At 64.8% G+C, this 17,821-nt stretch carries 17 protein-coding genes; 13 read left to right on the forward strand and 4 right to left on the reverse strand.

The annotated features are described in order from the left end of the window. Positions 1 to 39: 39 nt before the first annotated feature. From ribD to F4036_01500, 8 genes are read left to right on the forward strand one after another with little or no spacing between them, the layout of a single operon-like run. A complete protein-coding gene (ribD, locus tag F4036_01465) occupies positions 40 to 1,128 on the forward strand; it encodes a bifunctional diaminohydroxyphosphoribosylaminopyrimidine deaminase/5-amino-6-(5-phosphoribosylamino)uracil reductase RibD (protein MYK36410.1) in 1,089 nt (362 codons plus the stop codon). A 1-nt stretch (position 1,129) separates the two neighbouring features. Then, on the forward strand, positions 1,130 to 1,726 hold the full coding sequence (locus F4036_01470; protein ID MYK36411.1) for a riboflavin synthase: 597 nt from the start codon (positions 1,130 to 1,132) through the stop codon (positions 1,724 to 1,726). Between the two features lie 15 nt (positions 1,727 to 1,741). Then, entirely contained in the window at positions 1,742 to 2,839 is a 1,098-nt protein-coding gene (gene ribB / locus F4036_01475) for a 3,4-dihydroxy-2-butanone-4-phosphate synthase (GenBank protein MYK36412.1), read from the forward strand. Between the two features lie 5 nt (positions 2,840 to 2,844). Further along, positions 2,845 to 3,291 carry a 6,7-dimethyl-8-ribityllumazine synthase gene (gene ribH / locus F4036_01480; GenBank protein ID MYK36413.1) on the forward strand — a complete coding sequence of 149 codons (447 nt, stop codon included), beginning with the start codon at positions 2,845 to 2,847 and terminating at the stop codon, positions 3,289 to 3,291. A gap of 14 nt (positions 3,292 to 3,305) precedes the next feature. Further along, positions 3,306 to 3,746, forward strand: coding sequence for a transcription antitermination factor NusB (gene nusB / locus F4036_01485; protein ID MYK36414.1), 441 nt, complete (start codon positions 3,306 to 3,308; stop codon positions 3,744 to 3,746). Continuing rightward, positions 3,736 to 4,785 (forward strand): thiamine-phosphate kinase, encoded by a 1,050-nt coding sequence (gene thiL, locus F4036_01490; protein MYK36415.1) that lies wholly within the window; start codon positions 3,736 to 3,738, stop codon positions 4,783 to 4,785. Before nusB ends, thiL begins: the two co-directional genes overlap by 11 nt. After that, positions 4,725 to 5,243, forward strand: coding sequence for a phosphatidylglycerophosphatase A (locus F4036_01495; GenBank protein ID MYK36416.1), 519 nt, complete (start codon positions 4,725 to 4,727; stop codon positions 5,241 to 5,243). Before thiL ends, F4036_01495 begins: the two co-directional genes overlap by 61 nt. Next, the gene (locus tag F4036_01500; GenBank protein MYK36417.1) at positions 5,243 to 6,484 is read left to right on the forward strand and encodes a multidrug effflux MFS transporter; all 1,242 of its coding nucleotides are present in this window, start codon (positions 5,243 to 5,245) and stop codon (positions 6,482 to 6,484) included. The genes F4036_01495 and F4036_01500 overlap by 1 nt, the downstream gene beginning before the upstream one ends. 219 nt (positions 6,485 to 6,703) lie before the next feature. Here the strand turns inward: F4036_01500 and F4036_01505 are convergent, their stop codons facing one another. The 3 genes from F4036_01505 to F4036_01515 are packed head-to-tail and all read right to left on the reverse strand — an operon-like array spanning position 6,704 to position 11,935. Beyond that, positions 6,704 to 7,447, reverse strand: a complete 744-nt coding sequence (locus F4036_01505; protein ID MYK36418.1) for a 2-hydroxyhepta-2,4-diene-1,7-dioate isomerase — start codon at positions 7,445 to 7,447, stop codon at positions 6,704 to 6,706. Next, positions 7,444 to 9,369, reverse strand: coding sequence for an acetoacetate--CoA ligase (locus F4036_01510; protein ID MYK36419.1), 1,926 nt, complete (start codon positions 9,367 to 9,369; stop codon positions 7,444 to 7,446). The genes F4036_01505 and F4036_01510 overlap by 4 nt, the downstream gene beginning before the upstream one ends. 52 nt (positions 9,370 to 9,421) lie before the next feature. Then, positions 9,422 to 11,935 carry a TonB-dependent receptor plug domain-containing protein gene (locus F4036_01515; GenBank protein ID MYK36420.1) on the reverse strand — a complete coding sequence of 838 codons (2,514 nt, stop codon included), beginning with the start codon at positions 11,933 to 11,935 and terminating at the stop codon, positions 9,422 to 9,424. A 128-nt stretch (positions 11,936 to 12,063) separates the two neighbouring features. Here F4036_01515 and F4036_01520 point away from each other — a divergent pair, with 128 nt between their 5' ends. After that, the gene (locus tag F4036_01520) at positions 12,064 to 13,692 is read left to right on the forward strand and encodes an electron transfer flavoprotein-ubiquinone oxidoreductase (protein MYK36421.1); all 1,629 of its coding nucleotides are present in this window, start codon (positions 12,064 to 12,066) and stop codon (positions 13,690 to 13,692) included. A 9-nt stretch (positions 13,693 to 13,701) separates the two neighbouring features. On the opposite strand, the gene F4036_01525 is transcribed toward F4036_01520, so the two are convergent. Further along, positions 13,702 to 14,877: an acetyl-CoA C-acyltransferase gene (locus F4036_01525; GenBank protein ID MYK36422.1), complete on the reverse strand. Its 1,176-nt coding sequence runs from the start codon at positions 14,875 to 14,877 to the stop codon at positions 13,702 to 13,704. 84 nt (positions 14,878 to 14,961) lie between these two features. Here F4036_01525 and F4036_01530 point away from each other — a divergent pair, with 84 nt between their 5' ends. From F4036_01530 to F4036_01545, 4 genes are all read left to right on the forward strand, one after another. Further along, a complete protein-coding gene (locus tag F4036_01530; protein ID MYK36423.1) occupies positions 14,962 to 15,756 on the forward strand; it encodes a DUF3450 domain-containing protein in 795 nt (264 codons plus the stop codon). Beyond that, positions 15,753 to 17,138 (forward strand): hypothetical protein, encoded by a 1,386-nt coding sequence (locus F4036_01535; protein MYK36424.1) that lies wholly within the window; start codon positions 15,753 to 15,755, stop codon positions 17,136 to 17,138. Before F4036_01530 ends, F4036_01535 begins: the two co-directional genes overlap by 4 nt. Positions 17,139 to 17,174: 36 nt before the next feature. After that, entirely contained in the window at positions 17,175 to 17,729 is a 555-nt protein-coding gene (locus F4036_01540; GenBank protein MYK36425.1) for a MotA/TolQ/ExbB proton channel family protein, read from the forward strand. After that, a partial coding sequence (locus F4036_01545) for a biopolymer transporter ExbD (protein MYK36426.1) occupies positions 17,729 to 17,821 on the forward strand: 93 nt, incomplete at its 3' end. The genes F4036_01540 and F4036_01545, both read left to right, overlap by 1 nt.

Genomic DNA, 17,821 nt, shown 5'->3' on the forward strand with positions numbered 1-17,821 from the left:
CTCGTTCAAGTCGCCGATCAACGGGCCGACCAGCGCTGGATGAGGGAGGCGCTGGAGCTTGCCGCAAGGGGACTGAACACCACCGACCCCAACCCCCGCGTCGGCTGCGTCCTGGTAAAGGACGGAGAGCGCGTCGGCGGCGGATGGCATCGACGCGCAGGCGAAGATCACGCCGAAATCCGCGCGCTGAAGGAGGCCGGAGCGGCCGCCAGGGGCGCCACCTGCTATGTGACCCTTGAGCCATGCTCGCACCGCGGCCGGACCGGCCCTTGCGCGGACGACCTGGTGGCCGCCGGCGTTACCCGCGTGGTATTCGCCGTCACGGATCCGAATGCGAGCGTTCGGGGCGCCGGCGCACAGCGGCTTCGCGAAGCCGGCATCGACGTCCAGGGCGGATTGCTGGAAGCGCAGGCCCGGGAACTTAACCCCGGCTATCTGTCGCGCTGGGAACGCGGCCGGCCTTGGGTGCGCATAAAGCTGGCCGCCAGCCTGGATGGCCGCACCGCGCTGGCCAGCCGTGTGAGCCAGTGGATTACTTCTTCCGAAGCACGCCGTGACGGACATGGCTGGCGCGCCCGCAGCTCGGCGGTGCTCACGGGCATCGGGACCCTGCTTGCGGACAATCCCCGCCTCGATGCGCGACGCGATGACCTGGGCGAGATCAAGCCGCCGGCCCGCGTTGTCCTGGATTCGAACCTGCGGACGCCGCCCGACGCGCGCCTGTTCGAGCGTCCCGGCGACATACATGTTCTGCACTGTACGCCGGACGACGGGGCGGCAAGACGCCGGGCGTCTGCCCTGTCGAAAGCCGGGGCGGCCGTTTGCAGCCTGCCCGCGGGAGACGACGGGCGGGTTTCGCTTCCCGCCGCGATGGGACTGCTGGCGGACATGGAATTCAACGAAATTCACGTCGAGGCAGGCGCCGTTCTGTGCGGAGCGCTGCTGGCCGGGAAGCTCATCGATGAAGTGGTGCTGTATACCGCACCGGTCCTGCTGGGCGACGGAGCCGCCGGTCTTTTCCGGCTCGCCCCGCTGAAGGACATGAGCCAGCGGCCTTCGTTCCGGGTGCTGGAAGCGGGCAGGGTGGGGCCCGACGTTCGGCTGATACTTGCGCCGGCGGAGCACTGAAGTGTTCACCGGCATTGTCCAGACCATCGGCACGGTTATCGGGGTGGATGTCTTCGACAGCGGTGACCGGCGGCTGAGCATCGACATCCGCGGAATTGCCGCGCGCGCGCTCGAAATCGGCGCCAGCCTTTGCGTCAGCGGGGCCTGCCTGACGATCGTGGAATCCACGAAGGGCGTCGTGGCCATGGACGTTTCGGCGAGAACGCTTGCCGATACGGTGCTGGGGGCATGGACCGTTGGGCAAAGAGTCAATCTCGAGCCGGCGCTGGCGGCCGGTGACGCGCTGGGCGGGCATTTCGTGATGGGTCACGTGGACGGCGCCGCCGAGGTGCTTCAGGCTCGCGAGGACGGGCGCTCCGTCGAGCTGGTCCTGTCCGCGCCCGGGGAGTTGCGAAGTTTCATCGCACCCAAGGGATCGGTTGCGCTCGACGGCGTGAGCCTGACCGTCAATGACGTATCGAACGACTCGTTTTCGGTCAACCTGGTGCCCCACACGCTCAGGGAGACCACGCTATCCGATTGCCGCGCCGGAAGCCGGCTGAACCTGGAAATCGATATCATTGCGCGTTACGTCGCACGACTGAAGGCGACCTCTTGAAGGGCTGAACCCACGATGTTTTCCAGCACCGAAGAAATCATTGCCGACATCGGCGCGGGCCGCATGGTCATCATCGTCGACGACGAGGACCGCGAGAACGAGGGCGACCTGGTGATGGCCGCGTCCAGTGTCACCGCCCCGGACATCAACTACATGAGCCTGCACGGCCGTGGCCTGATCTGCCTGACCCTCACGCCCGAGCACTGCCGCCGCCTGCGCCTGCCGCTGATGGTGGCGGACACCAATGTCCAGCGCAGCACCAATTTCACCGTGTCGATCGAGGCGGCGGAGGGCGTTACCACAGGAATATCCGCACACGACCGGGCCCATACGATACGGGTCGCGGCCGCGCCGGACGCCCGGCCGGAGGACCTGCGCCAGCCGGGGCACGTCTTCCCCGTAATGGCCCAGCCGGGCGGCGTGCTCAGCCGCGCCGGCCACACCGAGGCGGGATGCGATCTTTCACGCCTGGCCGGATTGCCGCCCTCCGCGGCGATTGTCGAGATCCTCAACGCGGACGGCAGCATGGCGAGACGGCCCCACCTGGAGAAATTCGCGGCCGAACGGGGCCTGAAGATCGGCAGCATCGCCGACCTGATCCGCTACCGCCTCGAAAAGGACAAGTTCGTCGAACGCCTGGAGGAACGAAACGCCCGGACGCGCTTCGGCCCCTGCCGGCTGATTGCCTACGAGGACCAGGTTGCCCGCACGGTACACCTGGCGCTGGTGCACGGCGATCTCCGCAAGGACGATGCGCCGCTGGTTCGGGTTCACGTCCACAACACGCTGCGCGATGCGGCAGGCGTGCAGGCCGATCTGGGCTGGCCGTTCGACGCCGCACTGAACCAGATCTATGCGTCCGAAACGGGCGTGGCCGTGCTGTTGTGCTACGAGGAATCGCCAAGAAGCATGATGGCCGCCATGTCGTCGCTGAACGGGCCACCCAGGGCCGGCGGCGAGGAAGTCACCGACTTGCGCACGATCGGCGTCGGTGCGCAGATTCTTCGCGACCTCGGGGTAACGCGCATGCGCGTGCTGGGCGCTCCCCGCAATATCCATGCACTCTCGGGCTTCGGCCTGGAAGTCGTCAAGTTCGTCGATGCGGGGGACTAGTCGCCGTGGCCGCCGGAGAGTCGAAACTGAAGATCCTGATCGTTACGGCGGATTACTACGACGAGCTCGGCGAACTTCTGGAGACGGGCGCCCGCGAACGCTTCCTGGAAGCGGGCGTGGCGGAAGACCGGATCGTGCTGCGGCGAGTGCCGGGCTGCTGGGAGCTGCCGCTGGAGGTGCGCCGCCTGGTTCGCCGCCATGCGCCGGACGCCGTGGCTGCTCTCGGCGTGCTTATTCGCGGTGAAACCGACCATTACGATCATATCGCTCGCGAGTGCTGCGCCGGGCTGATGCGCGTAGGCCTCGATGAGGACGTCCACGTCGCCCTGGGCGTGCTGACCTGTGGGAATCGCGCGCAGGCCGAGGACCGTTGCGGCGTGCGGAGTCCGGAGCGCAACAAGGGGCGCGAGGCCGCCAACGCAATCCTTCGTATCCTGCACGCGGATTCTTAGGGCCTGCAAACGCTATGCGCTGGGAACGCCGCCGCCGGGCCCGCCGGCTACTGGTGCAGGCGCTGTACCAGCAGCAGCTCACGGGGTCGGATGCGAATGAAATACTGGCCCAGTTCCGTCTGTGCGAAGACTATGGTCGTGCCGATACGAAGTTCTTCACCGAGCTCCTGCGCGCCGCGACGACGCGTCGCGACGAGCTGGACCGGCAGATCTCGGCCGCCAGCGATATCCCCATCGAGCGAATCGATCCGGTTGAACGCGCGGTCCTCTGGACTGCCCTGGCCGAAATGCAGGGCCGGGGCACGCGGCGGGCGGTAGCCATCAACGAGGCGATCGAACTGGCGCGGGAATTCGGCGCCGACCAGGGGTACCGCTTCGTCAACGCAGTGCTGGATCGCTGGGCCAGGGCCACTCCTGAAGTCCGGGCCGATCCAGAAGCCGACCATGCGGACTGAGCCGGAAGACCGGCTGATCGAGACCCTGTTTGCCCGTCATTCGGCGGACGGCGACGAAGTGCTGATCGGACCGGGCGATGACGCCGCTATGCTGCGTTGCCCTCCGGGGGAGCGGTTGCTGATTACTACCGACACGCTCAACGAGGGGGTGCACTTCCCTGCGGGCACGCCCGCCCATTCCGTCGGTTACCGCGCGCTGGCGGTCAGCCTCAGCGACCTGGCCGCGATGGCCGCTCGTCCGCTCTGGGCGGTCGTCACACTGTCGGTCCCGTCCGCCGACAAGACCTGGCTGGGGGGATTCGCCGACGGGCTCTACGCGCTGGCGGATCGACATGGGTTGAGGGTGGTGGGCGGCGACTTCGTGCGGGGACCTCTCAGCATCACGGTCACCGCCCATGGCTCGGCACGTGAAGATGCGGTATTGCGCCGCGACTCCGCCGGCGCCGGTGACGGCATCTGGGTGTCCGGCTTCGTCGGCGATGCCGCCGCCGGCCTGGAGGTCCTGCAGCAACGCCTGGGCAAGCCCCTGGAGGGCAGGGCGGCCGTCCTGGGTGGGAAGGCGTCCTCGCCTTCCCGGAGGGCGGGGACGCCCTCCCACCCAGGAGGACACCGCGAATCCTCGGAAGACAGGCTTGTTCGCCGATTCTGCTATCCGCAACCGCGAATCGAACTGGGCAGGCGGCTCAGCGGTATCGCAACCGCCTGCATGGACCTGTCGGACGGTCTGCTGGCGGACCTGCCGCGCCTGCTGCGCCGCAGCGGACTTCAGGGGCGCGTAAAGACCGAAGACCTGCCGATTTCAGACGCTTTGCGGGAATTTGCCGAGCGTGACGACTGTCATCGGCTGGCGCTGGCGGGCGGCGATGATTACGAACTCTGCTTTGCAGTCCCGGAAGAGAAGCAGGACAAGCTGGAAGCCATCTCGGACCAACTGCAGCTCACGCGTATCGGCGTCCTGCAAAGGGGGGAGGGGTTGATATTTACGCGCGACGGACGATCCTGGGAACCGTCCGACTCCGGTTTTCGGCATTTTTCGTGAAAGCGCGGCTTGTTGATCTTGCCGGTTCCGGTCTGGGGCTGGGCTATCTACCCGTCGCACCCGGCACATGGGGCTCCGCCGGGGGGCTGTTGATCTGGTGGCTGACGCTGCCGATGGGGCGGGAACTGCAAGCGCTGTTGCTCATCCTGGCTGCCGTACCCGCCGCGCTGGCCTGTGGCGCCTGTGCACGCAGGTCCGGACGGGAAGACCCTTCCTTCGTTGTCCTCGACGAAGTGCTGGGCATGTACCTGGCGCTGTTGTTCCTGAGTCCGTCGCTGCCGTGGGTCGTAACGGCCTTTGTGCTGTTCCGGTTGCTCGATATCCTCAAGCCCTGGCCGGTGAGCCTGATGGAGAAACGATTCACCGGAGGCGCCGCAATTCTGCTTGATGATCTTATGGCAGGCGCGATTACCGGATTGGTATTGATAATATTACAGATACTTATGACTGTTATTTAATGTCTGATCTGAGTAAAGCGCGCACCGGAACCATTATCGTCATCGTTACGGTGATTCATGCGCTGAGCCCTCTTGCGATGCAGATCTTCGTCCCGGCGCTCCCAAGTATCCGCGAGAGTTTTTCCGCAACGGTCGCGGACACGCAGTGGGTCATATCCGGTTTCTCAGCGGCGCTTGCGTTCGCCATGCTGGCGTATGGGCCGGTTTCCGACCGATTCGGGCGAAGGCGTGTGGTCTTGTTGGGGCTGACGGTGTTCTGCATCGGTTCCGCCATCAGCTACTGGGCCGATTCCCTCGCCATGCTGGTCCTGGGCCGGGTAGTGCAGGCAGTCGGCGTGGCGGCGGGTTCGACCATGGGGCGCGCGGTGGCGGCCGACGTGATGCCGCCCGAAAAACTGGCCCGGGCGGTGAGTTTCATGACCATGGCGCTGGTCATGGGCCCAATGCTGGCGCCGGTGATTGCCGGCTATCTGGTATCCACGGTCGGCTGGCGCAGCATTCCATTGCTGCTGGGCGCGTGCTCGGCCTTGTTGCTGCTCATGGCGATCAAGTGGATGCCGGAAACCCACAAGCCCCAAGGAAGCAAGGCGCCCGTCTCGGATGGGAACGGCGGCAGCACGCTCGGCAAGTCACCTTTCCTCACCACCGGCTTTGTCGGCCACCTGACCATCCTCATCGCCGTTCAGGTGGGTGTATACGGCTATTTGTCCGCCTCCCCGTACCTGGTCATAGACATGCTGGGTTACGAGCCGTTCCACTTCGGCTACGTGTTCGTCTACCTGACACTGGGATACCTGCTGGGCACTGCCTTCTCCGGCTGGGGGGTGCTGGCGAGCCGTGGGCTGCTGGCTTGCGGGATCCTGTCCTATGCGATCGGCGGCGGCCTGATGCTGGGACTTGTCGTCAATGGCGTGGTCAACCTCTACTCCATCGTCGGTCCGGCCGCGATGCTCAGTTTCGCCAACGGCATATCGCAACCGCAATGCATGGCCGCTGCGCTGTCCGCCGCGCCCACCAGGCGGGGTACGGCCTCCAGCATTGTCGGCTTTTCGCAGATCATGGCGGGCGGCGTGGGGTTCCAGTTGATGGGCTGGCTGCCGAACGGTTCCCCGGCGCCGATGACCATGCTCATTTGCGCCTGCGCCCTGACCGGCGGCATAGGCCTCCTGCTGATCTACCGCTCGTGCTTCCTCGCCCGCCGCCTGCCCCCCTCTCGCGAGAGACGCATAAAGTCGTCCTGACGCTCGGCGAAGGCATCCTGCCTTCGACGCTCCCGCGAGAGGGGGGCAGGCACCGGGCTATAGCCGGCATGTTTCACGAGACGCCGGCGTAAGCCAAGAGCTTGCCCCTGCCTCGTGGGAGCGTCTGGGGCAGGACGCCCCAGTCGAGCGTCAGGACGACTTTATGCGTCTCCCACGAGGCAGGGGCAAGCTCTTGGCGAAATCGAAGCACCTTGGAGGTTACTCGGCGACGATAGGGTTCACGAGGCTGCCGATGCCCTCGATGCGAACTTCGACGGTGTCGCCCGGCTTGACGTCGGACAGCCCGTGCGGGGTGCCGGTCGAGATGATCGACCCCGGCGCCAGCGTCATGAATTCGGAAAACCACTCGATCAGCGTCGGAATGTCGAAAATCAGGTCGCGCGTGTTGCCGTCCTGACGCAATTCTCCGTTGACCCGGGTCTGAATGGACATCTCGTGCGGATTGGCGATGTCGGCCGCGTCGACGATCCACGGACCGACCGGGCCGAATGTGTCGAAGCCCTTGGCCTTGATGGGCGGCCGATAGAAGTTACCCACGAAATCCCGCACCGTGAAGTCGTTGCAGATGGTGTAGCCGGACACGTAGTCCATTGCCTCCTCGCGGTTCACGCCCCGCGCCGCGCGGCCGATCACGACGCCCAGTTCGCCTTCGTAGTGCATGTACTGCACTCCCGCCGGCCGGACGACTTCCTCCAGGTGGCCCACGACCGACGACGGGTTCTTGATGAACGGTATGGGTTCCGCGGGCAATTCCGCGAATTTCAGTTCGCGCGCGTGGTCGGCGAAATTCAGCGCCAGACCGTAGATGATCGTGTGTGCCGGCGGAAGCCAGCGCCAGTCCCGGGGCTCAAGCGGCTCCCCACCGGCAAGGCGGAAACTGCCGTCCCCGGCCACGCTTACGTCCAGCGCCTGCCCGTCCACTTCGATTCGAGCCTTCTTCATGCCAGTTCCTTCTCCAGTCCGGCGAAAAACTCCAGGGATTCGGGGTTCGCCAGGGCCTTGCGGTTGGCGACCTCCCGGCCGTGTATGACTTCCCGAACCGCCAGTTCGCTGATTTTCCCACTGATGGTTCGCGGAAGATCGGGGGCCATGATGATTCTTGAGGGAACGTGGCGGGGACTGGCGTCGAGGCGCAGCGCTTCCCGCACCCGCTTCTTCAGCAGTTCCCGATCGACGGCTTCATCGGTCAGCCGCAGGAACAGGACGATGCGAACGTCGCCTTCGTATTCCTGGCCGACGGCCAGCGCCTCCGCAACTTCGTCCAGCGCCTCCACCACGCGATAGATTTCGGCGGTGCCGATCCGGATACCCCGCGGATTCAGCACCGCGTCGGAACGCCCATGGATCACCAGGCCGCCGGTGCCGGTAATCTCGGCGTAATCGCCATGGGCCCACACGCCGGGAAACCTCGCAAAATAGGCCTGGTGATATTTCCTGCCGCCGGGATCGTCAAGGAAACCGAGCGGCATGGACGGAAACGGTCGCGTGCAGACCAGCTCGCCGGTCCGTTCGCGAACCGGCCGGCCATCGGAATCGAATACGTCAACCGCCATACCCAGTGCCCGGCACTGCATTTCCCCCCGGTAAACGCTGAGCATGGGGTTGCCGGAGATAAAGCAGCCGAGGAGATCCGTCCCGCCCGCAATGGACGCCAGCATCAGGTCGCTCTTCACCTCCCGGTAAACGTAATCGAAGCTCCGGGGCGCGAGCGGCGAACCGGTCGAGAGAAGCGCCCGCAGATGGGAAAGATCGGAAACGGCTCGCGGCCGCACTGACCCGTTTTCCATGGCCTTCAGGTAGGCGGCGCTGGCGCCGAACACGGTCACCTTCTCCTCCCCGGCAATCTTCCAGAGTACGTCCTGCGACGGGTGCAGTGGCGAACCCTCGTACAGGAGCAGGGTGCATCCCGACGCCAGTCCGCTGACCAGCCAGTTCCACATCATCCAGCCGCAGTTTGTCAGGTAGAACAGGCGGTCATCGGGGCCGACGTCGGCGTGCAGGCGATGTTCCTTGACATGCTGCAGGAGTGCGCCACCGGCGCGATGCACGATGCACTTGGGTGCTCCGGTGGTGCCGGAGGAAAACACCACGTAAAGGGGGTGGTCGAAGGGGAGCTGTTCAAAGGCGGGGGCTGCCGGACTGCCGAGATCGTCGTAAAGAACGGTCCCCGCATCCCGCGGAAGATCCCCGGCGCTACCGAGATTGGGCGCCATCACCGTCGTCTGCAGTCCGGGCAGGCCCTTGCGTATTTCCTGAAGTTCCGTCAGGCGATCGACGGGCCGCCCGCGCCAGTGATAGCCGTCCGCGGCGAGCAGCACCCTGGGCCCCAGTCGCCCGAACCGCTCAAGCACCGCGGGCACGCCGAATTCCTGCGAGCACGAACTGAATACGGCCCCGATGCTCGCAGCGGCCAGCATGAAGACGATGGTCTCCGGAACGTGCGGCATCCAGGCCGCAACGCTGTGGCCGCGCTCCACTCCAAGGCTGCGCAGACCGGCCGCGACGCGCCCCACCTCCGCGCGCAGCCTCCCGTAGCTCATTTCCCGCCGCCGGCCGGCTTCGTCACGATAGATCAGCGCGAGCCTTGTGTCTTCCTGCCACAGCAGGTTCTCGGCGAAATTGAGGCGCGCGCCGGAGAACCATTCGGCGTCCTGCATCCGCTTGCCCTCGGCGAGGGCGACGCTGAAATTCCTGCTGCTGCGAATCCCGCAGAAGCCCCACAGCCGGGCCCAGAAGCCCTCGGGATCGTCGATCGACCGGCGATGCAGGGCAGGGTAGTCGGAGAAACCGGCTTCGCGCATGAACCGCGCCATGGCGCTGGCATGCGCCCTTTCGGGCGGCGGAGTCCAGAGAGGAGCGCTCACGGCGCCGAAATTACCGGGAGGGCGTTCGCCCTCGCCCTCCCGGTAACGGGAATCAGAAGCTCCAGTCCACCTGTATGCCGGCGGACCGCAGGTCCTGCGGCGCCACCATGACGCCATGAATGTTGAACCGGAAACCCGTGAATTGCGTGAAATTCGTATTCCTGACGGCAGCCACCCAGGTGTCCTGTTCCAGGGCATTGTTGACGAAGAACTCCACGCGCAGGTTGTCCCGCTCGACTCCGGCGCGCAGGTTGGTCAGCCAGTACGCGTCCAGCCTGGCCAGGTTGCCGCCGTTGCCTGCCCAGGTCTTGCCGTAGTACATGAAATCTCCGCGCACGAAGAAGTCCCAATCGGCCGTCAGCGTGTCCATGTAGGTCAGGCTGGCATTACCCATCAAACTCGGGTAGCGTCCTGACTGGTTGCCGGCCAGGTTGCGGCTGCCGGTGATGTCCTGCACGAAGGTCGCGGCGAACGTCGTGTATTCGTTGTCCTGCCAGGCGGCATTGGCGCCGATCAGCCAGTTATCGGTCAGCGCCCAGGAACTCTCCACTTCAATTCCCCAGAGCTCCGAATCCCCCGGGAAGTTGAATTCCAGCGTGCGTGGCTGCTGCTGCGGGCCGGCCACGCCATCACGATTGGCGGGGTTCTCGTCATCCTGGTAATAGACCACAAAGTTGGTAAACAACTGTGCCACCCATTCGTAATAGTAGGCCGCCGCGCTGATCTGGCCGCGTCCGTCCATCAGGGACGCCTTGATGCCGATTTCGATGGCGTCCAGTTCCTGGGTCGGGGTGGACTCTCCCGCTTCCGGGGCCTTGCGGCGGATCTGGTCGTACTCGGATTCCGTGCTGGGCATTCCGGTATCGCGATCCACGTAGGGCTCTATGAACGGATCCCGCGAGGCATTGATCAGGTTGGTATTCAAAACGCCGGGCAGGACCCCGAGTGAGTAGCTGGCATAGATATTGATGTCGTCATTGGGATGCCACCGAAGAATGACCCGCGGCACGATTTCGTTGTAATCCTCGGCCAGACCGCCGGTCGTTCGCTGGTCCGCCATGTAGCGGGCCTCGATATCAATCGCGAACTGGTCTCCAAGGGGAATGGTCGTGGCGGCAAAGACGCCCCTCGTTTTCGCAGTTTCGCCCTGGGTGGGGGGCAGCGACACGAACAGCGGACCGAAGCAACCAATGGCTTCGGGCAGGAAGCACGCCACCACCACGTCTCCGCCGACGCCGGACAGCGCGATTTCCTGTTCCGTGTAGCTCGCTCCCACCATCCAGCTGATCCGGCTGTCGGGTGAGGAGGTCAGGCGCAACTCGGCGCCCTTGTCTTCATTCCTCTGCGGGTCGGAGGTCCAGAAAGACTCGTAATCGGTCATGTCGAAGTCACGAATCCAGTTCACGCCATGGTCGTTGTAGGAGGCCTTGAACGACACGTCCATGCCGTTGGCGAACCCGTAGTCCAATTCAATGCTGGAGCGGAAAACCTCCCGGCTCATGCCCATCGTGGTGCGGGACGGCACGCCGTCCAGCGTCGTGTTGTTCACGAGGTTCTGCACCAGCCAGTTCGAGCAATCCTCCGGACAGCGCGTCGGGTGCGTTATCCGCGTGAAGATCTCGGGGTACAACGTGGTATTTACGGAAATATCCGGCGCGCCCGGTTCCCCCGGCAAGGGGACCCGACCGCATATGTATTGAGCGGGATGAAGCGTCGTGATGTTGCCGTCGTTGTCCGGACGCCGGATGGTCGTGCCGGTGCAGGTGTCCCAGTCGGAACCGGGCAGGTAGCCTACCGCGGGCGGTCCATCGTCGTCCTCGTGATTGAAGAGGCGGAGGCGCACGGTGAAATTGTCGCTCGGCGCGGCCAGCAGCGTCAGGCTTATGGAATCGGACGACTCCTTGCCCAGTTCGCCGCCGTCATTGGCCGTGTACATGGAGCCCTTGTTGTAGTCGCTGAAACCGATCTGGAAGGCCAGCCTGTCCTGGATGATCGGCCCGCCGTAACTGGCGGCGATGTTGTACTGGCTGTATTGCCCCGCGGTGGCCCGCACCTTGCCCTCAAATTCCGTCAGGCTTGGATTGCGGGTTACGTAGTTGATGGCGCCCGAAAACGTGTTGCGTCCGAAAAACGCGGACTGCGGGCCCTTGATGACTTCCACCCTCTCCACGTCCAGCATCGGAATGGACTGCGAACCGCCCGTGACGAACACGCCGTCCACGAACAGTCCCGCAAGTTGCTGGTGGGGCGACCCTCTGGGCGGCGACATTCCGCGAAAGCGAATTACCGTGTTCTGCCGTCCCGGCCGATTGCTGGCGATGTTGTCCTGGAAGGACAGCCCGGTCGTCTGCAGGGCAATGTCTCCCAGGGTTTCCAGGCCCGCCCGGCTGAGATCCTCGGCCGAAAAAACGGTGATCGACAGCGGCGCCTCCAACAGCGATTCGTCACGCTTCCGGGCGGTAACGATGATTTCCTCAAGTTCCTGTGCGGCAGCTCCCAACGGGATGCACAGGACAATGGCGGGAATTGCGACGCCAAGCAGACGCAAGCGGAGCGTTCGGGCCATAGGGTCCCCTCCAGTTCGTACAAATGACCGGGCCGGATAATAGCACGCAGGCCGTAAATCCCGCGTCGATTCGCGTTGTGTGGCGCAGCGCCGTGTACACTCCCCGCGCTATGAGCGCGCGGGAAAGCATGGAGTTCGACGTCATCGTCGTCGGGGCGGGGCCATGCGGTCTGGCGGCTTCGATCCGGCTGGCCCAGATGGCTCGCGAAACGGGCCGCGAACTGAACATCTGTCTGCTGGAGAAGGGCGCGGAAATCGGCGCGCACATCGTCTCCGGCGCGGTGCTGGAAACCCGTGCGCTTGATGAGTTGCTGCCCGACTGGCGCGACCGGGGAGCGCCACCCGCAACGCCCGTGGAAACCGACGATTTTCATTTCCTGCTGTCTCCGGGCCGTTCGCTGCGCCTTCCGGGAGTATTCATTCCCCATCCCATGCGCAATCACGGCAATTGCATCGTCAGCCTGGGCGCATTGTGCCAGTGGATGGGGACGCAGGCGGAGAATCTTGGGGTCAACGTGTTCCCCGGTTATCCGGCTTCCGGCGTCGTTTACGAGAACGGCCGGATCGCGGGCGTGGTCACGGGGGAGATGGGCCGCGACCGCGACGGGTGCGAAAAGCCTGGCTACGACCCCGGAATCGAGCTGCGCGCGCCGTACACGATCTTCGCGGAAGGCTGCCGGGGCCATCTCGGCAAGGAACTGATGCAGCGCTTTGATCTTCGCAAGGACAGCGATCCGCAGCATTACGGCATCGGCATAAAGGAGGTCTGGCGAGCGCCCGAGAACCGGCGCCGCCCGGGCGCCGTCGTGCACACCCTGGGGTGGCCGCTTGGACAGACTACGGAAGGCGGCGGTTTCCTTTATCACGCGCATGACGGCCTTGTTTATCTCGGTTTCATCGTGGCGCTGAACTACCGCAATCCGTACCTCGATCCGTACGAGGAGTTTCAACGCTGGAAGCACCACCCGCGCATTCGCGAGGTCATCGAGGACGGCGAGAGGATTTCCTGGGGCGCGCGCGCGGTCAACAAGGGAGGCCTGCAGTCTCTTCCGAAGCTTGCCTTTCCCGGAGGACTCCTGGCCGGATGCGATGCGGGCTTTCTGAACGGGGCGAAAATCAAGGGCAGCCATACGGCGATGAAAACCGGCATGCTGGCCGCCGAAGCGGTTTTCGATGCGCTTACGGGCGATTCGCCGCCGGCGGTCCTGGAGGACTACCAGGACCGGATCGACGGGTCCTGGGTGCACGAAGAACTGCACCGGGCGCGAAATTTCGGACCGGCCCAGCACCGGTTCGGCCTGCTCGCCGGTTCGGCGTTTACCTGGCTGGACCTGAACATTTTCCGGGGGCGGCTGCCGTTCACGCTGCATAACCGCAAGCCGGACCACGAGGAACTGCTGCCGGCATCAAAGGCGCGCCGGATCGATTATCCGAAGCCGGACGGCAAGATCAGCTTCGATCGGCTTTCTTCGGTGTACCTCTCGGCCACCAATCACGAAGAGGACCAGCCATGCCACCTGGTTCTGGAGGACGAGGACCTGCCGATACGGGACAACCTGCCGGACTTCGCGGAGCCCGCGCAACGCTATTGTCCGGCGGCCGTTTACGAAGTGGCCTGGGAAGGCGACACGCCGCGTTTCGTCATCAACGCGCCGAACTGCATCCACTGCAAGACCTGCGACATCAAGGACCCGGCGCAGAACATCAACTGGGTTGCGCCGGAAGGGGGCGGAGGCCCGAACTACGCCGGGATGTAGGCCGCGCGATCAGGGGACTTCGACGGCGACGGCGACCGCCTCGCCTCCGCCGATGCACAGGGCGGCGACGCCGCGGCCTCCGCCGCGGTCTCGCAGGGCGTGGATCAGCGTGACCAGGATGCGGGCGCCGCTGGCGCCGATCGGGTGGCCCAGCGCGCAGGCGCCGCCGCGCACGTTAACCTTCTCGTGCGGCAGGCCCAGGTCGCGCATGGCAGCCATCGCGACGCAGGCGAAGGCCTCGTTGATCTCGAACAGGTCCACGTCGTCAACGGCCCATCCCGCTCTTTCCAGGACCTTCCCGATCGCCGGACCGGGCGCGGTGGTGAACCATTCCGGTTCGTGCGCATGGGTGGCGTGACCGGCCACGCTCGCCAGGGGCTGGACGCCCAATTCGCCCGCGCGGCTTTCGCTCAGCAGGACAAGGGCTGCGGCGCCGTCCGAAATCGAGGAACTGGACGCCGCCGTGACCGTGCCGTCCCGGGCAAAGGCCGGTCGCATGGCGGGTATCTTCCCCAAATCGCATCGACCCGGCTCCTCGTCCTCGCTTACCGTGAACGTATTGCCGCGGTACAGGTAATTCACTTCAATGATCTCGGACCCGAAGGCCTCGCGCGACGCCAGCGCGCGCGTCACCGAATCCACCGCGAACTCGTCCTGCTCGCGGCGGCTGAACTGGTAGCGGCGGGCGGTCTCCTCGGCAAAAAAGCCCATCATCCGTCCGTCGTACGGGTTCTGCAATCCGTCCAGGAACATGTGATCGCGCAGTTCCTTGTGTCCCATTCTCAGACCGTCCCGTGCCTTCTCGACCAGGTACGGAGCATTGGACATCGATTCCATGCCCCCGGCCACGACGACCATTTCGGGATCGGCCAGAATCCGGTCGTGCGCCAGCATCACCGAGAACAGTCCGGACCCGCACACCTTGCTGATCGTGGCGCAGGGGGTAGCGCTGTCGAGGCCGGCTCCGAGGGCGGCCTGGCGCGCCGGCGCCTGGCCGAGCCCGGCGGGCAGCACGCAGCCCATCAGAACTTCATCGATTTCGCCGGACGGCAGGCCGCTGTCACCGAGGCAGGAACGGATCGCGGTCGCCCCCAGGTCCGTAGCGGATACCCGGGACAGCGCGCCCAGCATGGCGCCTATGGGAGTTCGCCGGGCGGCGGCGATGACGGCTTTTTCTGTGCTCATGATCGATCAGTCGACAAACTCCTGCCGGAAACCGAAACAGATATGTTATTTTGACCGCTCGAAAAAGGGTAGGTGGGGAGCAAAATGCGTTATCACTTTTTTGGAACAGGAAAAGCGCACCGGATCGCAGTAATTGCGTGCGGCCTTTGCCTGTTGGCCGGCCCGGCGGCCGGAGACCAGCGCGTCAACGAGATGCTCGCGGTGCAGCAGAGCGCGACGGCAGACGACCGGCAGGCGCAGGCCGAGGTCAACGCCCTGGCCGACGAGACTCAGGAGGCGGTCAGCGAGTACCGTGTAAGGCTGCAGGAGCTGGACCGGATTCGCCGCTACAACGACAACCTGCAGCGCACCATCGACGACCAGGATCGCGAAAAGGCTTCGCTCACCAGGCAGATCAACGAATTCGGTGATCTCGAACAGGGAATCGTTCCGCTGCTCATGGACATGGTCGAGGACCTGGACCGGTTCATTTCGCTCGACGTCCCGTTCCTGATGGATACGCGCCGCGACATGCTCACGGATCTGCGCGACCTGATGGACCGCGCCGATGTCAGCATCGCCGAAAAATACCGCCAGGTCATGGGCGCATACCAGACGGAGGCGGCAATCGGACGCAACATGGAGTCCTATCCCGGTGAACTGGAGATCGGGGGAGTCAACCGCAAGGTGGACTTCCTGCGCGTCGGCCGCGTGCTTCTGGCCTACCAGACGCCCGATCGCGAGGAAACCGGCTACTGGGATACGCGCAGCGGGGAATGGCGTTCGCTGGATGACAGTTATCGCAGCCCCATAACCGTGGGAATACGCATGGCGCGCCGGCTGGCGCCGCCGGACATCCTGACCCTTCCAATTGCCGCGCCCGAAGGAGGTAAGTCATGAACCGTTTGCTTGCATTGTCCGGTCTGGCGATCATCCTGGCGGGGCCTGCCACGGCCCAGGAAGAGGCACAGCCGGAAGTTCCCGGGGAGCAGGCCGATTCGGTACTCGAACTTCTCGAACTGGTCCGCCTGGAGGCCCGGGAAGGTTCCCGCCTCAACCGGGAACGGGTGGAGCGCTTTCGTCAGGCTCGCGACGACCGCCAGCGCATGCTTGAGGAGGTGTCCCGCGATCTGGCCGCGGAAGAGCGCCGCAGCAATACGCTGAACCGCCGCTACGAGCAGAACGAAAACGAGCTTGCGGACCTGGAGGAACGGCTTCAGATCCGGATCGGAAACTTCGGCGAACTGTTCGGCGTCGTACGCGACGTGGCCGGCGATACCGTCAGCCAGGTCGTGACGTCACTGGTGTCGGCGCAGTATCCGGACCGCCTCGATCTCGTTCGCGGCATGGCCGAGGCGAAGGAACTGCCCAGCCTGGAGGACCTGCGCGGCCTGCAGCTGATGCTGCTGGAGGAAATGGCGCAGTCCGGGCAGGTCGTACGTTTCGATGCGGAAATTACCGATCCGTCCGGCCAGACGAGCGCGGGCAACGTGATCCGCGTCGGCGCCTTCAACCTGATCCACGACGGCAAGTTCCTGACACGGGATGACGGGACGGGCGCGTTGCAGATCCTGCCTCGTCAGCCCGCAGGCAGGTATCTCAGCATGGCCGAAGACCTCGGCGATGCCACGGCGGGGCCCGTCGAAATGGCGGTCGACCCGACCCGAGGACAATTGTTGGGGATGCTGATCCAGGCTCCGGACCTCGGCGAGCGCCTGCAACAGGGCGGATACGTGGGCTACACGATTATCGGAATGGGCGCCATCGGCCTGCTGATCGCGCTTTGGCGGCTGGTCGTGCTGCAGGGCGCCGGACGGCGAATCCGCGCGCAGCTCAGGAGCTCCAGCGCAAGCAAGGACAATGCCCTGGGACGGATCCTGGCAGTCTACGAGGAACACCAGACCGGCAATCTGGATGCTCTGGCGCTCAAGCTCGATGAGGCGATCATGCGGGAAGCGCCGATACTCGAACGCTACCAGGGCATACTCAAGGTTTTCGCCGCCGTCGCCCCGCTGCTGGGCCTGCTGGGCACCGTGGTCGGAATGATCATCACCTTCCAGCAGTTGACGCTGTTCGGAACCGGCGATCCGAAGCTGATGGCCGGAGGCATCTCGCAGGCCCTGATTACGACCGTTCTCGGCCTGATCGTCGCGATCCCGCTGGTGCTGCTGCACAGCGTGGTTTCCAGTTCCAGCCAGTCGCTGGTGGAAATTCTGGAGGAACAGAGCGCCGGCCTGATCGCACGCAGGGCGGAAGGCGATGCCGCCGCGGCGGAGGCTTGAGGAGAGCAGGACGGGATAACGGCGGGACACTGGCAGATGACTTTCCTGTTCGAAGCCTGGGCTTCCATCCGCGGCTTTTTCGAGCTGGGCGGCCCCGTGCTTTACGGAATTCTTGCCGTCACCATGCTGATGTGGACGCTGATCGTTGAACGGCTCTGGTATTTCTTCGGCGTTCTGCCCGGAGAAATGCGCGGCGCGCGGCAGTTGTGGGAAAGCGGACGCCGCGACGGTTCGTGGTTCGCCGCGAACCTTCGACGCCTGATTCTTTCCGAGGTCGGCCTGAGCGCCAGGCGTAACCTGGGGCTGATACAGACGCTGATGCAGATACTGCCGCTCCTGGGCCTGCTGGGCACGGTGTGGGGCATGGTCCAGGTGTTCGAGATCATGACGGTGTTCGGCACCGGCAATGCACGCCTGATGGCGGGCGGCGTCTCGCAGGCCACGATCCCCACGATGTCGGGGCTGGTTGCCGCGCTGTCCGGACTGTACCTGTCGGCCTGGCTGAGGCAGCGGGCCAAGCTCAAGATGGAGGAACTCGAAGACGCCCTGGAAATGCAGTTCGACGAACAGCCCCGGGAGGCGCCCGCATGATCGAGCGCAAGCACCGCAAGCGGTCGCAGGAAGAGGCCGAGATCAACATCACGCCGATGCTCGACATCGTGTTCATCATGCTGATCTTCTTC

It is taken from the genome of Gammaproteobacteria bacterium (assembly GCA_009845905.1).
GTDB lineage: Bacteria > Pseudomonadota > Gammaproteobacteria > Steroidobacterales > Foliamicaceae > Foliamicus.

What these genes read in the sequence shown, in the direction of transcription:
- ribD (MYK36410.1), top strand. Translation starts at nt 40, where the DNA reads ATGAGGGAGGCGCTGGAGCTTGCCGCAAGGGGACTGAACACCACCGAC.
- ribB (MYK36412.1), top strand. Translation starts at nt 1,742, where the DNA reads ATGTTTTCCAGCACCGAAGAAATCATTGCCGACATCGGCGCGGGCCGC.
- nusB (MYK36414.1), top strand. Translation starts at nt 3,306, where the DNA reads ATGCGCTGGGAACGCCGCCGCCGGGCCCGCCGGCTACTGGTGCAGGCG.
- thiL (MYK36415.1), top strand. Translation starts at nt 3,736, where the DNA reads ATGCGGACTGAGCCGGAAGACCGGCTGATCGAGACCCTGTTTGCCCGT.
- F4036_01500 (MYK36417.1), top strand. Translation starts at nt 5,243, where the DNA reads ATGTCTGATCTGAGTAAAGCGCGCACCGGAACCATTATCGTCATCGTT.
- F4036_01505 (MYK36418.1), bottom strand. Translation starts at nt 7,447, where the DNA reads ATGAAGAAGGCTCGAATCGAAGTGGACGGGCAGGCGCTGGACGTAAGC.
- F4036_01515 (MYK36420.1), bottom strand. Translation starts at nt 11,935, where the DNA reads ATGGCCCGAACGCTCCGCTTGCGTCTGCTTGGCGTCGCAATTCCCGCC.
- F4036_01520 (MYK36421.1), top strand. Translation starts at nt 12,064, where the DNA reads ATGGAGTTCGACGTCATCGTCGTCGGGGCGGGGCCATGCGGTCTGGCG.
- F4036_01525 (MYK36422.1), bottom strand. Translation starts at nt 14,877, where the DNA reads ATGAGCACAGAAAAAGCCGTCATCGCCGCCGCCCGGCGAACTCCCATA.
- F4036_01530 (MYK36423.1), top strand. Translation starts at nt 14,962, where the DNA reads ATGCGTTATCACTTTTTTGGAACAGGAAAAGCGCACCGGATCGCAGTA.
- F4036_01535 (MYK36424.1), top strand. Translation starts at nt 15,753, where the DNA reads ATGAACCGTTTGCTTGCATTGTCCGGTCTGGCGATCATCCTGGCGGGG.
- F4036_01540 (MYK36425.1), top strand. Translation starts at nt 17,175, where the DNA reads ATGACTTTCCTGTTCGAAGCCTGGGCTTCCATCCGCGGCTTTTTCGAG.